Raw genomic sequence first — 14107 nt, forward strand, 5'->3', positions numbered from 1 at the left:
CCCCTACAGCCCTACTATTCTTTAGGTTTTCCCCCAAAGCTGGGATAGCTGTTGACGCACATCAAAAAAGTCATTCCAGGGTAGGTAGGGCTTTTGACGTTCATCGAGATACTGGCTGAGGCGATCGCGGGCGAAGACGACAGAGGCGTGCAATGCCATATTAAAATCCGTCACCGAATCCCCGATCGCAATCTGTTCTTGTGCGGGGTATTTTGCCATCACCTGAACTTTGGCAACCAGTTCCCTATCCCCCTCAAACTCGGACAATGGCTGAAGGTAATCACCACTCGTATCCACATCTACAGCATACACCCCTGCCACCCGTTCGAGCAGCGACGTTCCTCCCCGCTTTTCTCGACCCAGCACCGTCTCCACCATACCGCGCAATCCCCCAGAAACAACCACAAAGGGTACGCCGCGATCGTCGAGAAAATCAAGTAATTCTACCAAACCTGGGCGAATCGGTTTAGATTGGGTATGGGTAAGGATATCCGGATATCGCGAAGACGGAATTGATTCCAGGATGCGGCGTACCCCTTCCCGTAGTGTTAGCCGTCTGGTGTAGAGTTGGGGCATCACTTCGGCAGATAACTCAGGGGCAAAATCCTTTAACATGCCGGCAAAGGTTTCTACTGCCGTAATCGTACCGTCGAAGTCACAAAAAACAACTCGCTGCATTCGAGATCAGAAATTCAGTTTAAGATTAATAAAGATGGTATATTTGCCATCCCACTTGCTTGATTATGCCGCATTAAATCACTCTGAGCAAAGAATAGATCAGATATTTTTAAATTTTTGGATAAATTGATAAAAATTATCCGGCTATAACCTATAAAGTCATGAACGATGAAATACACCTAAGTTAAGCCAAAGCCTTCAGAACTTGATCTCCCTTATTTGTAATATCCCCAGCGCTCGCCTACAGTATTCGTCTCTCCTGCAACAGGTGAGACTCATAAAATTACCATGTTTTATCCATAAAATAACTTTAATCAAATCATTGATATGACCAATAGTTGTTGGGTTATTATTGAGTCAGAATATAGTGGTTCTCAAGCCGATGAAGTACACCCCGCTCATGGGAAAAGGATGAGAGATAGGAGATGAGGGATAAATTCGTGTATTTCCTCAAGAGTAAGAACCACGTTCAGTATAAAAACCTAGTCCAAAGCGATTAGCTCGCATCAGGGAGTATGTACCAGGTAAAATTGTGAACATAAGCTAAAGGAATGACTCTAAACTATCCCATCATTGAAACCCAACTCAGACTCATTAGAGCTTTACAGCGCGGATACGCTGAAGCCCTAGAAGCTGGAGATTGGCAAGCGGCGGAGTATCGTTGCGCCCATTTACACCGATTGTGTGAAGGGTTACATCATCTGAGTTATTTGCTCGATCGAGGCAATGCCTTATCCACCTTGACACCCCAGAATCAAAATAATTGGGTGGGAACTATCCGGGGTAACAATCCGATGCACACCTTAAATCAGTCCTCAGAAACGAACGAAAAGCCCCTTTCATCGCGTCCCCTACCCCCTGAACCACCGCCTATTGATGAAGTGTGGAACCAGTAAATGCTTGTGACTTTTCACCGTTGATAGGGGAGATAGGGGAGATGGGGATGTTCCAGACGTAGCAGGCTAAGTCTGGAACATTCGGTAGGGGCGGGTTTAGTCAAGTTATCAGATAACGACTAAAGGTTATCGGTAAAACCCGCCCCTATACAAAAGTTTATTTTCGCTTTTCTATTGTATAGCAGTAGACACATCGATTAGGACAAGCGAACTGTTGTTCCAGACGTTCCGCCGGAACGTCTGGAACAAATGATGTGTTCTAACCGCTATGGCGGTTGCTATATGCTTTTTTTGCCAATCAAAAGCGCCAGTTCTAGCCATTTCCAGTAACAATCGACATCAGTATAACCGATTTCCCGTAGCCATTTCAGTTGAGTTTCTACATCTAATAATTTATTCGAGGGATCATCGGGTTTGTCAGCAATCCCCATGCAAGCGCGGAAATGTTCATGGAGTTCTGGCGTGGGAGAAGCAACGTGTTCTAAGTTACAAAAAATACCACCGGGTTCCAGGAAGTTGAAGACTTCAGCATAGAGGGAACGCTTGCGTTCATGAGTTAGGTGATGAATGGCAAAGCTAGAAACGATTGCGTCAAATTTACCTAACTCTGGCAAGGGATGATCTAAATTATGTGCCTTGATTTTTACTGTCTCATCCCCAGCAAACCGCTGTTTAGCAGCGTCAAGCATTGTGGGCGAAAAATCGATCGCGATACTTTCGACATGGGGGCGGTCAATTTTCAGAAGTGCCAGCAGACGCCCGTTTCCAGTGCCTAAGTCGAGGATACGTTTGACTGTTTGAGGAACCTCTTCCAAGACGACGGCTTCACCTTCAGTGCGATGGGGGAGATTATCAGATCGCTCTAAATAAGATAGCGCATGGTAAGCCGATGTCCAGAGATTGGTTGGGTTTGTTATTCGTCCTTCGTCATTTGTCATTTGTGATTAGATAGGGAACGGGGAACAGGAAGCAACGATGAATACAGCCATTCCGTAATAGTCGGGGCGGGTTTAGTCGCATCTGTTGTGAAGTCAGAAAAAATAATAGTGAAACCCGCCCCTACATATAATAAATATTATGTAATTTTACGGCAAATGCACCCAAACCGTAGGGGTTTGGTTACCAAACCCCTACAGTCGCCCCCGCAACCGTGAAGCCGTTGACTGAAAAACCCAAAAATTGGATGTTCATTTTTTTTAGATGCTGCGTGGAAGATGGCAGCGGAGGGGAACAGAAAATTTTGTTGGCGTTACGATTGAGACGGAAAGTGATTTTGGGAAAGTCTATGGCAAAATTATATCACTTGTGCGGTCAATAAAACCTGCTGAGAGTCTACACAAATCTTATGATTGGGACACGACTACGTGGGCGTTATGAAATTATCCAACCGTTGGGACGTGGGGGGTTTGGGGAAACGTACCTGGCACGCGATCGCGATTTACCTGGACACCCCCATTGTGTGGTCAAGCAACTTAAGCCGCAGGTGGCAAATCCATCTGTGTTAGAGGCGTCTCGCCGCCTGTTTGATACCGAGGCACGGGTGTTGTATCAGTTGGGGAATCATGACCAGATTCCTCAGCTTTTGGCTCATTTTGAAGATAATCAGCAATTTTATTTAGTTCAAGAACATATAAAAGGGGATGATTTACGGCACGAATTATCGGCGAGACGCCGATTGGATGAGATGCAGGTTATCAGTTTAGTCTGGGATATCTTAGAGATCTTAAACTTTGTTCATCAACACCAAGTTATTCATCGTGATATTAAACCCTCTAATTTAATTCGACGGGCAGCGGATGGCAAGATTATTTTAATTGATTTTGGTACGGTTAAACAGGTGAGTACGGCGACAGGTTCCCCAGGAGTGGTGACGATTGCTATTGGTACACCTGGTTATATGCCTCCCGAACAATGTGCTGGCAAACCGCGTTTTAGTAGCGATATTCATGCGGTGGGAATGTTGGGGATTCAAGCCTTAACTGGAGTATTACCCCATCATTTGCCAGCGAATCCGAAAACGGGTGAGGTGATTTGGCGGGAACAGTTAGCCGAACCCTCACGTTTTCATGACATTTTAGAGAAAATGGTGTGTCAAGATATCCGCGATCGCTATGGAACTGTGAGGGAGGTGTTAGACGCGATCGCATCCTTGCCTTCTAGTGCGACAATCCCCTTACCTAGCAATACTTTACCCCGTCCCATGAGAACTGTAAATAGTTTACCGTCTCAGCTTCAGACTCAGCGCACCCTAGCCGCGATCGCGTTTACTGATGGTGTGGGATTTAGTGCCAAGATGTCGGCGGATGAAGAACATACCCTGGATTTAATTCACCGGGATTTAGAGTTAATGCGGCGATTATGTCAGCAGTTTTCTGGACAGACGATTAAGTCTACGGGGGATGGCTTGTTGATGTATTTTCCCAGTGCGGTTTTGGCGGTGGATTGTGCCATTGAAATTCAGCAATCCCTGGCTCAAGCCGCCCAAACTTTATCAGAGAATGACATCATTTTACATCGAATTGGCATTCACTTAGGCGATGTCTTTGTCAGTGAAAGCGATGTCATGGGCAATGGGGTGAATATTGCTGCTCGTTTAGAAGGAAAGGCACAACCGGGAGGGATTTGTATTTCTCAGCTCGTTTATGATTTGGTAAAAAATCATTTACAGTTACCCACCACATTTTTAGGTAACTTATCGTTAAAAAATATTACCGAACCCGTACCGAGTTATTTAATTCAACCCGTATCCTCTGGAAATAGGGTATATCCACGCTCAAGTTCTCCCTCCAAACCCCAAACTAAACAAACTCGCCAGGATGTTCAATTTCGCCATATATTACTCAATAAAGTGAGAAACTATTGGATCAAAGGGGTATTAGAAACCTCATTGCATGGTCGCGTCTTAATTGAACTGGGATTAGAAGAACGCCTGGATTTAGTCGAACGCCCTTGGGAATTGGTTTGGGAAGGTTCCGGGGAGTTCCAGCAAACCCTATTACCGGGAATCAGAGTCAGTGACAAGTTTCTGGCGATGGGCGAGGGGCGATCACTCCTGATTTTAGGGGAACCGGGAAGTGGGAAAACCACGACTCTTTTAGAATTAACTCGCGATGTATTGGATCAGGCAGAAACCGATAGTAATCACCCGATTCCTGTGGTCTTCAATCTATCCTCTTGGACAGGGGGGAAACAAACCATTGCTGACTGGTTAGTTAACGAACTTTATACGAAATATCAAGTGTCTAAAGATATTGGTAAAACCTGGATTGATTCCGGAGAATTGTTACTATTGTTGGATGGTTTAGACGAAGTAAGTATTACATTAAGAGAGGCTTGTGTCACCGCCATCAATCAATTTAGTAGCGAACATGGCACAACTGAACTCGTAGTTTGTAGTCGGATTCGGGATTATCAAGCCTTACAGCACCGCCTGAACTTACAAGCCGCGATTTGTCTACAACCGCTTACTTTAGCCCAAATTGATCGCTACCTGAACAGCGCTGGGACGCAACTTACAGCGGTGCGCCAAGTTCTGCGATCGGATACCACATTGCAAGACTTAGCACAATCTCCTTTAATGTTAAGTATTATTACCCTAGCTTATCAGGGAATATCTCTGGACGAGTTACCGCAAATGAGTGGTTTAGAAGAGTGGCGGAAGCACTTATTTGACAGTTACATTCAGCGGATGTTTAAGCGTAAACGGGGTCAAGGGAAGTATAGAAAAGACCAGGTAATTAATTGGTTAATTTGGCTGGCAAAGCGGATGCATCAAGCCTCAGAAACCGTATTTTTAATTGAGCGATTGCAGCCGAGTTGGTTAGAAACAAAGGAGCAAAAATGGCTGTATGCTATGGGAGTTGGTTTAATCGGGGGATTAGTTATCGGGTTAGGCGGGGGACTAAATGTCGAGATGATTTTTCGACAGAGCGTCGGTGTCTTAGCCGGGTTAATTATGGGAATCGGCGGTGGGTTAATGGCGGGGTTAATTGTGGCTTTGATTATGAATCAGATTGAACCCGTGGAAACATTAAAATGGTCATGGGTAAAAGCGAAACGGAATATATTACCGGGGTTACGAATTGGGTTGACGGTGGGATTAATATTTGGTTTCAGCAGTGGTCTAATTTTTTGGCTAATTTCGCCCAGTGGGAGTGCGATAATTGAGGGGCTAACTTATGGATTAAGTGGAGTAGGGACAGGATTAATTTTTATATTATTGCGCGGGTTAACTGGGGGCGGGATTGAAACGAGTACAGTTCCCAATCAAGGGATATGGCAGTCGGCACAAAATGCGCTAATTTTTGGCTTGATTGGGGTGTTTACCATGGCAGTTTTGGGGCAAATGGTGGGAGTACCGATTTTATTTGGTGCAGTGATTGGATTGCTGTTTGGGTTATTTTCGCCTGCTGGGATTGCTTGCATTCAGCATTTTACGTTACGGTTAGTGCTGTATTTTAGTGGTTGTATTCCCTGGAATTATGCGCGATTTCTGGATTATGCGACGCAGCAGATTTTTTTACAGAAGGTAGGAGGCGGGTATATTTTTATTCACCGATTGCTGTTGGAACATTTTGCTCAGATGGAGCGAAAAATGTAATACACGTAGGGGCGCACTGACGTGCATTGGTGTCAACTTAAGGTAAAACCCCCTCACCCCCATCGCCTCTCCCACCAAGGGAGAGGGGAGCAAAGAAAGGAGCAAGAAGGAAGCGGTGTTTCAGATGTGATACCAGAAGCGTCTTTAGGTGATGGTTCCCCTTCTTTTACCACCTTTATTCCCCCCTTTCAAAGGGGGGCTAGGGGGGATGGAATAGAGTGGGTTAGGCGGAATTAAATCCAGGAAATACCCCTATAATTTGATATCCGCCGTAACCCACCAATAATACACACCTTGCACTATTAAAGCTTGGCGAATAGAATTCGCAGCTATACAAACAAAGTCCGCCTACGCGGACTTTTATTAAACTTGGGTAAGTAGACTTTCTTTATCCAGCCCCAATCCTATCCGTTTAAGCATCAAATTGAGCTTGAATCGCTTGAATTCGAGACTCTAACCTATCGCGCTGTTCCCTTTCAGGGCGAGTCATCGGCACCAACGCCAATCCTTGTTGTAAAAACTACCTCGCCCGGTCAAAATTACCATCAGCCACTTCTAATTCCGTGTTCATTTATCGGTGGGGAGCTGAATTTAGTCCCTAAACCCGCCCCTAAAATTTTCCCTAAACTCGCCCCTACAATTTACTGCTGATGACTGTCACTGACTCTTGTATAGCCAGGAAATAAATTTCCGGCTGAAAGCTAAAGTAAGCTAAAGCTTACTGGATAAATTGAACCTGTTTTAACGGATTTTAGCTTTTAACCCGTAGACGCGGATCGGCTTCTCTTAGAGTACTTGAGTTCAGGGCTTTAGTTCTTGCATATGTAGCTAAACCTACCTCTACAATTGATACCAAATTATGGTTATCTACCCCCTTTATAATTCAGTCCGCGCAGGCGGACTTTGTTTGTGTAGCAGCGATTTTAATCGCCCCAGCAAAAAGGGATTATCTACTACCTTAAAAACACCATCGCTGACGCCTGATTCATCCTCGCCACCTTTGCCACCGCCTGACGCCACATCTGTTGATCTTGCTTCCGTGTTTCTAACTCCTTAAATTCTACCCAAACCTTTGCGCGAATATCCTCATCACTCAGAAAAATTTCCCACTCCCGCTTCATATCTCTCGCATAAATCACCAAATCAATAAATTCCTGCACCATATAATAACGAGCTTGACTCGGCGCCGTCAGCCAACTATTTAACGTCTCCTGACAAGCCGCAACCGATTTATCATGCAACTTTTCCAAATTTATTAGCACATCTGAAGCATTAGACGGATCAGGTAAAATACCGATAACTTCCGCAATACTTAAATCAATATCCGATTGCAGTATCTCATCCAATTGTTTCCGAATTAAATGTAAAAGGACACTCCCATAAGAAAACTCGAACTCCCAAAGCGTTCTAAACCCTAACTCCAGTTGGTTTCCCCGTTGTGCCATTAAATCTGCCATATCTTTGAGAAACTCCGCCCCTCTGGTTGAGGTTAATTCACCCAACCTGCCTTGATTCACAAAAACATCAGTAACTAACGATTTAACTTTATCAATCGACAACCTCAATCCCTTATCGACTTGTAAAAAATGCCGAGATAAATGAATTCGCAGTTCCCTAATGTAAACTCGGTAGATAGCTTGATAGGATTCCTTAAACTCAAACTCACAACTCCGACTGATAATCTCCTGATCCGTATCTGGAATCCCTTTATCCGTTTGGCAGTTTTTCAATGCCGATTGCACCGCTACCTGAAAATCTGGATCAATCGCTTCACATTGCTCTTTTAGTTGATTTCTCAGTTCTAAAAGTCCCTGGATAAGTTCCTGAGACAGTTGCTCGAATAATCGCCTAAATTGGCGAGATTCTCCCGAATAATAACTCAACGCTTGAGTCGATTTTTCCAGTTCACGATTAATCTGCTCATGCAGTTGTTGCAGGTTACTTTGGCAACGACTTGCGTATCGCCTATCTAAGTCTTGAATATTAACCGTTAGATAATCCAAAACCTGATTAAATACTCGGTTGGCGTCTTCTGAATCAGAGCAATCAGCAATTCCTGTTTGTACCACCTGAATCGTATCAATATTTTGCTGAAGACGTTGGCAAGCTCTCAGATTCTCCGTTCTCCGACTATAATTTAAAATCATAAATGACCGTTTTTCTAGATCATTGAGAGCTTGCGCCGCTTTATCATACAATTGGGTATCGAGGCGTTGCCATTGATAACGCTGAGGATCAGGTCGTTTGATAAACAAAACCACATCAACTTCATTGCCCAAAGTTTCTAGCATCAGCGTTTCATCGCCTAACTTGGAGTCGCCTAAACCCGGAACATCCACTAGCGCAATTTTGCCAACATCAGGATTTTTAAAGGGACAAACTATCTTAACCTCTTTCACCGCTAGGTGTTTGAACGTGGTTAAGTTATTCTGCTGAGTACCATCGCGTTTTTGCGTCACATAATCGGTAATTTCCTCAGCCTTAATTTTTAGCGATCGCGGATTTCCTGACCGAATCAACGAGCGATACTGACTGAGATTTCGATGATAATCATAGCACAGGCGTTTGTACATCTCTTCATCACTCGCCCCTCCTAGTTCTTGTTCGGGAAATATCTGATTGGCAAACTCATCTAAACTAGGGGGTTTCTCCGCCCAACCGAGTTCGTCATAATAGGGATAAATGACTTCGTTTAAAAATGATGATTCAGAATGCAGCGTAACTTCGACTTGAACAGAGGTTGTGGGTTTAGGTAAAACTATTTGGTCTTGAATACCATATAAACTAGAGCTAACCCCATTAACTTGAATCCCTGTTTTCTCTGAATCTTTGTTAGGTAAGGATTCCCTTTGCCAATTTTCAATTGTACTGCGAACCGCCGTGCAAGCGCCTCCTTCTAGTGCTGGAATTTCATTATCGGTGAGTCCACTCAATGTTTTAAGTAACGTACTTTTCCCCTGTCCCATCAATCCGACAACACCAATATTTAAGGTAGGACGAGAGAAGCGTTTTTGCAGATTATTCAGATTCTCTGATTCAATTTGAAGCTGTTGGAGCAGATAAGATAGATGAACTGTATTTAATTTCTCTTGCATTTCACTCTCACCGAAAGATACCTCCAGCCGTTGGCGATACAGTTCTAATTCGCGCAGGGCACAAGAAAGCTGAGCGAGATGGCTTTCTACCCGTTGTATTTCCTGAGCTAGCGGTTGACGCTGTTCGATGATATAGTCAATTCGTTGCGCTCTCGTCCGGGGGGGTTGGCTGGTATTCATGAAACCAGATTATTATTGAATGAACCATAAGATTACTCCAAAGTCAGTGCTGTTTAACTTAAGCTGAATGTCGCTGACTCGTATAGGAATATGGGTGACTTGTATCACCAGGAAATAAATGATCCGGTTGGCAAAGTTGAAAAACCTAGCTCCCGCATCCTCTGGCTTCCCCCGTGCAAAAAAAGCTCCCGCATCCTCTGTCCTCCCGAGGGGGGTTGGGAGACGGGAGGGGGATCTAATCGGGAACAGGGGTGGGAAGGGGGTGCCTGAAAGCCCCTCCAAATAAAAATATATTCCGCTTCCCTCCTAGTAAAGGCGGGCAGGGGTTGGGTGAGGGGTTTGACCCCCTATTTAATCAACCAACAGTATCCTTTAGTTCAGGGCTTAAGGCAGTGCCATCCAACTAGAATTTAGTATCATACTTAGGCTGGTAAGCATAACCTCAGCTAATTAGCTGAAGCTCCGTGTCTTTAGACCGGGGTTGCTTACTCAAGTTATGATGATTGAAATCACATATTACCTGTTGCCTCTTCCATTTGCCAAAATTGGGATAGGCAGTGCCCAACACCATAGCGCTGATCCCTCTAACTCTTAATGAACCGTTATGTCATCACCTGATCTGGATGGATTTATTTTAAGTCAGCAATACCAACTCAAAGCGACTTTACAAAGTCTTCAGTTGACCTGTCAAGTGATTCAAGATTATGACCCGGATAGTCAACTTTGGCAACAAAACCGATCGCAAGTTCAGCAAATGCTACAGTTTTTGGAAAACGCGATTGAGGTATATATCCAAGACTTTTCACCCGATTCAGAAAAACGCATCCAGTTTTGGGAAGGCTGTTCCTTGGGAAAATCTCATAATCGTATTCTCCACCCCAGCCAACCCCCCAAACCATTAGTTGAGGTACTCAAAGGAAACGGTGATCCCGAAAATCCTTTGCATCTGGGCTTGTTGGTGGGTTATCGCTTTGCTACGCTCAAGCGTTTTCTATCTCGTTTTGAACTACCTGAAGATATGGACATTGATTTAGCGGCGGCTACCTTCGGATAGAACGTCGCTTCTTATGTCTCAATCCCCAGTTACCGAGAATCTTTCAACAATAAATAGTATAGGTTTCCATTACCGCCAATTACTCCTGCGCGATCGCCAGCGAGAACACCTGTTCCCATAAATATATCCACTCGTCCAGGTCCTTTAATCGCACTCCCAGTATCTTGATCCAGAACATAGCGACTCACCCAACGGGATTCGAGTTGCCCTTGGACGTTAGGATAGGGAATCCGAGTTTGAATTAACGCCAAAGCGCCAGGAGGCATTAAGGACTTATCGGTGGCGATGGAGCGTTCGGCTGTTACAGGCACACCCAGGCTTCCAGTAGCAGGTGCGCCATTGGTTTCCCGGAAGAAGACAAAACTTTGATTCCGGGGTAAATATTGATCCAGTTCGCTCGGAAATTGACTGAAATAATCAATCAAAACCGGTAGCGTTAACCCCTCAAGGGGTAACTTACCATCTTTGACCAATTCTCGCCCCACACTGGTATAGGGGTAATCAGTTTTACCCGCATAACCAACCGTCATCAGACTACCATCTGACAATTGCAGACGGGCAGAACCCTGAACATGAACTAAAAATGCCTGGAAGCGATCGCGCAACCAGACGAGTTCTAATCCAGACAGAGAACTACTTCCGCCAAACCCATCGACTCCTTCTAAATCAGCGCGAGTCGGGTGAGGCTTCCTCCAGTTATTGAAGTTCGTCGGTAAACGGTAAAGGGGATAGCTATACTCTGCACTAGGGGTGCGACTGGCAGCATAAATTGGTTCAAAGTACCCCGTAAATAAGACTGTTCCTTGATCATCATTGCCCACCGACTGGTAAACCTCAAACTCACGATTCACCGCCGCTTGTAGTTGGGCTGGAGAACTGGATGTGAGTAGGAGTTGACGAAATCGTACCAGGGAACGGCGCACTCGTTCCAGGGTTATCCCTGGGATGGGATAGGTTTGGTACGTCGCCGCCGCTTTAGGCGTCGCCAGATAGCGCAGACTATGGTCAATCGACTTAAGTAAAGCTTGCCGATCCCCCGGCTGTTCAGGAGTCCCCCAGAGTTGTTCATCGAACCCTAGAGAGTCCAGTGTCACCGATGAAGTATCGGGGTTTATTCGTTCTAGAGGAACATTAGGAACAGCCAAACTGCTGCCACTGAACAGCATTATCCCTAAACTCAGGGATAGACTCGTCAGTTGTTTTCTCATGCTGGTCAAAACTGTCACGTCGTATCATCAATCATTAATCATTAGCCATTGGGTTTTGCCAATGACTAATGACAAAAGACTTAATCCAAAAATCGCTCTACGCTACCCCCGAAGATGGGTTCCACCCGAATCGCTAAAACGCTGGAAGGGCGTACTACCATATACTCGCCCTGAATATTTTTAATCGGGACGCTGATAAAGTCGTTCGAGGTCGATTTGGGCATGAGTTCGCTACTATACCATTTCTGAAACTCTTGAATTGTGGTAAAGCGCACCTCTTCCCGGTGTCCGCCAGCGATAAGAATGTGAACGGCAAACTCATCTGGAGTTCTTGGCATGAAATTTTCTCCTCAATCCATCCCAATTATTATCTTTGACCACGAGAGGTGACATCCTCCCACACCAGAATCTTGGATTTGGTGTGGGCTTCCAAGCTTCACAACTTGGATTTCCTGGTTTTTCCCGTTCGGCTGACGCTCACGGCGGAAGCCTTGCGGGATTTCGACACTTACCTAGACTCAGACGAATACATTTGAGTCCCCGGTAGACCGTCTGTACAGGCAGTTTCCATTCCCGCGAGCCCCGCGGTACTAGTTAGTTTGATTTGCGTTGGTTGTTGATTATCGAATTCGTTACTCAACTCACACTGCAGCAATTTCAACTAGCTTTGTGAGCATCTATATCGAAGCCAATGTCAATTTACAACATTGAGGTTGGGGAAGTCCAGTGTATCCCAACGCCCCATTAAAAATTATGGCGTGGGTCTTATTGCTCCCCCTTTCCTCCCACAACTAGATAAATCACGTTAATACATTAAACCGTTGCAGTAATGTTTCTAGTACCACAGGCAAAGTCTTTTGTAAATCCTCAGGTTGGCGAAATAATAGCTGCTGGTGCTGGGGAACCTCAAAGGGAAACTGTCCTGGTAAGTCTTGGCGTTCCATCTGCACCAGCAAAATTTGTTCTCGGCGCTTGCTGGTTAGGGCGTAACCGATTTCGACACAGACTTGAGGGCTGGGGATCACGAGGGGTGTCTGTTCTCTGTCCAATTTCGCGATCGCAGTACCATCGGCGACAAACAGCAAACTCTTACGGATGTGGCGCATCTGGGTACTACTGAGGCGCATCGGTTCACCCGCAGGGCGACGGGACTGTTGTAGGGTTAGGGGGAGACGCGATCGCTGATTGAAACCCTCAAGGGTGTCATTGAGGCTATCCCGTAGCGCAACACTTGCACTAGAGCATTCAGTTTGATGACTCAAAAAGATAATCGGATCGAGTTGCGCCATCACCTCTTGCTTGGTGAAGTAAATCTCGTGGGAGATCAAATCAATATTGGAAATGGCATAGCCGCCGCTACCTTCGATGTAAAACTCTACCGTTTCCCCATCCAGGTAGCGCCCAAACCATTCCGATTCTTTGACATCCTGACTATCGTCTAAGAAGTCAGCCCTTAACCCGGACTTGAGCAAGCTGTTTTTGCTTAACCGCAGATCGTGAGGGCGTTTCTCCAGTTCTTTAATCGGTTCGTATTGCTGGAGATACCAGGCTTTCAGAGCAATGATTGCCATGCTGTGTGATAAAGGGTTCGACGCCTAACATTAAAATTCCCAGTCTTGGAATTTTAACAATAAGCGGAAATATCTTCACCACATTCATCTGCCAAATAGCACAGCGCCCGGAAGCGTAACCCTACCACTTCCTCATAGAAGGGATTCAGCTTACACAGAGGCGGAATGTGAAATAGGGTACGCCCAAATAGTTTAATGTCGCGCTCAAAGGGACATTGAGCGGGGATCAGATGGCAGATCAAGTGTGCCAGTTGGGGATTGTGTACTTCAACCCCATCAATCCACCGTTTAATTGGTTTGAGCAAATCAAACCGTTTTTTCGGTTGGGGAGGTTGGGTTGGGGTTGAGGACGGCTGTTTTGGCTCTATCCAAACCCATTTCGTAAAAATCAGTTTCTTTGCTGTAAAATCAGATACACTCATAAATCTTTCCTGTGCTATCAACAAACCAACTAAACCACTTGTTATCTACCTACAACTACTCTGGCATTTACACCGGATGAATGTCCGTAAAGGTTTAGTGAAGTTTCAGCGTGAATTTTGCACGTTCTGTAAACTTCAGACGAGCAAAAGCTAGTGGATTCAAGGTATTTCGGTTCTGTTGGTGATCCCCCAGATATTAAGAAAACTGGGTTCTATAGGCTGCTCTAATCAATAAGCAGCGCATCTTAAAAGCAGTATTTATAAAGGTAAGGATTCAGGTCTGTGTTTGGCTCATCAATTAGCCTGGGTGTACGAGCCTTTCCAAAGTAATGTGGAAAAGGAAATTCAGTCACATCGGCGAGTGCGCCCAGGCTCTTTTCCCAAAATAGGTCTTGCCTGAGAC

At 45.2% G+C, this 14107-nt stretch carries 10 protein-coding genes; 3 read left to right on the top strand and 7 right to left on the bottom strand.

Going from position 1 to position 14107, the window contains the following annotated elements; genetic code table 11:
- Positions 1-21: 21 nt before the first annotated feature.
- Positions 22-678, bottom strand: a complete 657-nt coding sequence (locus RID09_RS17170) for an HAD-IB family phosphatase (protein WP_446337144.1) — start codon at positions 676-678, stop codon at positions 22-24.
- A 551-nt stretch (positions 679-1229) separates the two neighbouring features.
- Between RID09_RS17170 and RID09_RS17175 the strand changes: the two genes are divergently transcribed.
- Positions 1230-1574: a hypothetical protein gene (locus tag RID09_RS17175; RefSeq protein WP_446337145.1), complete on the top strand. Its 345-nt coding sequence runs from the start codon at positions 1230-1232 to the stop codon at positions 1572-1574.
- 278 nt (positions 1575-1852) lie between these two features.
- Here the strand turns inward: RID09_RS17175 and RID09_RS17180 are convergent, their stop codons facing one another.
- Positions 1853-2512, bottom strand: a complete 660-nt coding sequence (locus tag RID09_RS17180; protein WP_446337146.1) for a class I SAM-dependent methyltransferase — start codon at positions 2510-2512, stop codon at positions 1853-1855.
- A 407-nt stretch (positions 2513-2919) separates the two neighbouring features.
- Here RID09_RS17180 and RID09_RS17185 point away from each other — a divergent pair, with 407 nt between their 5' ends.
- Positions 2920-6174: a protein kinase domain-containing protein gene (locus RID09_RS17185; RefSeq protein ID WP_446337147.1), complete on the top strand. Its 3255-nt coding sequence runs from the start codon at positions 2920-2922 to the stop codon at positions 6172-6174.
- Positions 6175-7127: 953 nt separating this feature from the next.
- Here RID09_RS17185 and RID09_RS17190 read toward each other — a convergent pair.
- Positions 7128-9449, bottom strand: a complete 2322-nt coding sequence (locus RID09_RS17190) for a dynamin family protein (RefSeq protein ID WP_446337148.1) — start codon at positions 9447-9449, stop codon at positions 7128-7130.
- A gap of 604 nt (positions 9450-10053) precedes the next feature.
- On the opposite strand from RID09_RS17190, the gene RID09_RS17195 reads away from it, so the two are divergent.
- A complete protein-coding gene (locus tag RID09_RS17195; RefSeq protein ID WP_446337149.1) occupies positions 10054-10503 on the top strand; it encodes a hypothetical protein in 450 nt (149 codons plus the stop codon).
- A 29-nt stretch (positions 10504-10532) separates the two neighbouring features.
- Here RID09_RS17195 and mltA read toward each other — a convergent pair whose 3' ends face one another.
- The 4 genes from mltA to RID09_RS17215 all read right to left on the bottom strand — a co-directional run bounded on the left by mltA (position 10533) and on the right by RID09_RS17215 (position 13704).
- The gene (gene mltA, locus RID09_RS17200) at positions 10533-11711 is read right to left on the bottom strand and encodes a murein transglycosylase A (protein WP_446337150.1); all 1179 of its coding nucleotides are present in this window, start codon (positions 11709-11711) and stop codon (positions 10533-10535) included.
- 80 nt (positions 11712-11791) lie between these two features.
- Positions 11792-12049 (bottom strand): hypothetical protein, encoded by a 258-nt coding sequence (locus RID09_RS17205; protein ID WP_446337151.1) that lies wholly within the window; start codon positions 12047-12049, stop codon positions 11792-11794.
- A 462-nt stretch (positions 12050-12511) separates the two neighbouring features.
- Complete coding sequence (locus RID09_RS17210; protein ID WP_446337152.1) at positions 12512-13282, bottom strand: hypothetical protein; 771 nt, start codon at positions 13280-13282, stop codon at positions 12512-12514.
- Positions 13283-13335: 53 nt separating this feature from the next.
- Positions 13336-13704, bottom strand: coding sequence for a Mo-dependent nitrogenase C-terminal domain-containing protein (locus RID09_RS17215; protein WP_446337153.1), 369 nt, complete (start codon positions 13702-13704; stop codon positions 13336-13338).
- Between the last annotated feature and the right edge of the window lie 403 nt (positions 13705-14107).

Source organism: Coleofasciculus sp. G1-WW12-02 (assembly GCF_040219735.1).
In the GTDB taxonomy this organism is placed as follows: domain Bacteria; phylum Cyanobacteriota; class Cyanobacteriia; order Cyanobacteriales; family Coleofasciculaceae; genus Coleofasciculus.

Excerpts from the sequence above, each read along its gene's own strand:
- RID09_RS17170 (WP_446337144.1), bottom strand. The coding sequence starts at position 678 with ATGCAGCGAGTTGTTTTTTGTGACTTCGACGGTACGATTACGGCAGTA.
- RID09_RS17175 (WP_446337145.1), top strand. The coding sequence starts at position 1,230 with ATGACTCTAAACTATCCCATCATTGAAACCCAACTCAGACTCATTAGA.
- RID09_RS17180 (WP_446337146.1), bottom strand. The coding sequence starts at position 2,512 with ATGACAAATGACGAAGGACGAATAACAAACCCAACCAATCTCTGGACA.
- RID09_RS17185 (WP_446337147.1), top strand. The coding sequence starts at position 2,920 with ATGATTGGGACACGACTACGTGGGCGTTATGAAATTATCCAACCGTTG.
- RID09_RS17190 (WP_446337148.1), bottom strand. The coding sequence starts at position 9,449 with ATGAATACCAGCCAACCCCCCCGGACGAGAGCGCAACGAATTGACTAT.
- RID09_RS17195 (WP_446337149.1), top strand. The coding sequence starts at position 10,054 with ATGTCATCACCTGATCTGGATGGATTTATTTTAAGTCAGCAATACCAA.
- mltA (WP_446337150.1), bottom strand. The coding sequence starts at position 11,711 with ATGAGAAAACAACTGACGAGTCTATCCCTGAGTTTAGGGATAATGCTG.
- RID09_RS17205 (WP_446337151.1), bottom strand. The coding sequence starts at position 12,049 with ATGCCAAGAACTCCAGATGAGTTTGCCGTTCACATTCTTATCGCTGGC.
- RID09_RS17210 (WP_446337152.1), bottom strand. The coding sequence starts at position 13,282 with ATGGCAATCATTGCTCTGAAAGCCTGGTATCTCCAGCAATACGAACCG.
- RID09_RS17215 (WP_446337153.1), bottom strand. The coding sequence starts at position 13,704 with ATGAGTGTATCTGATTTTACAGCAAAGAAACTGATTTTTACGAAATGG.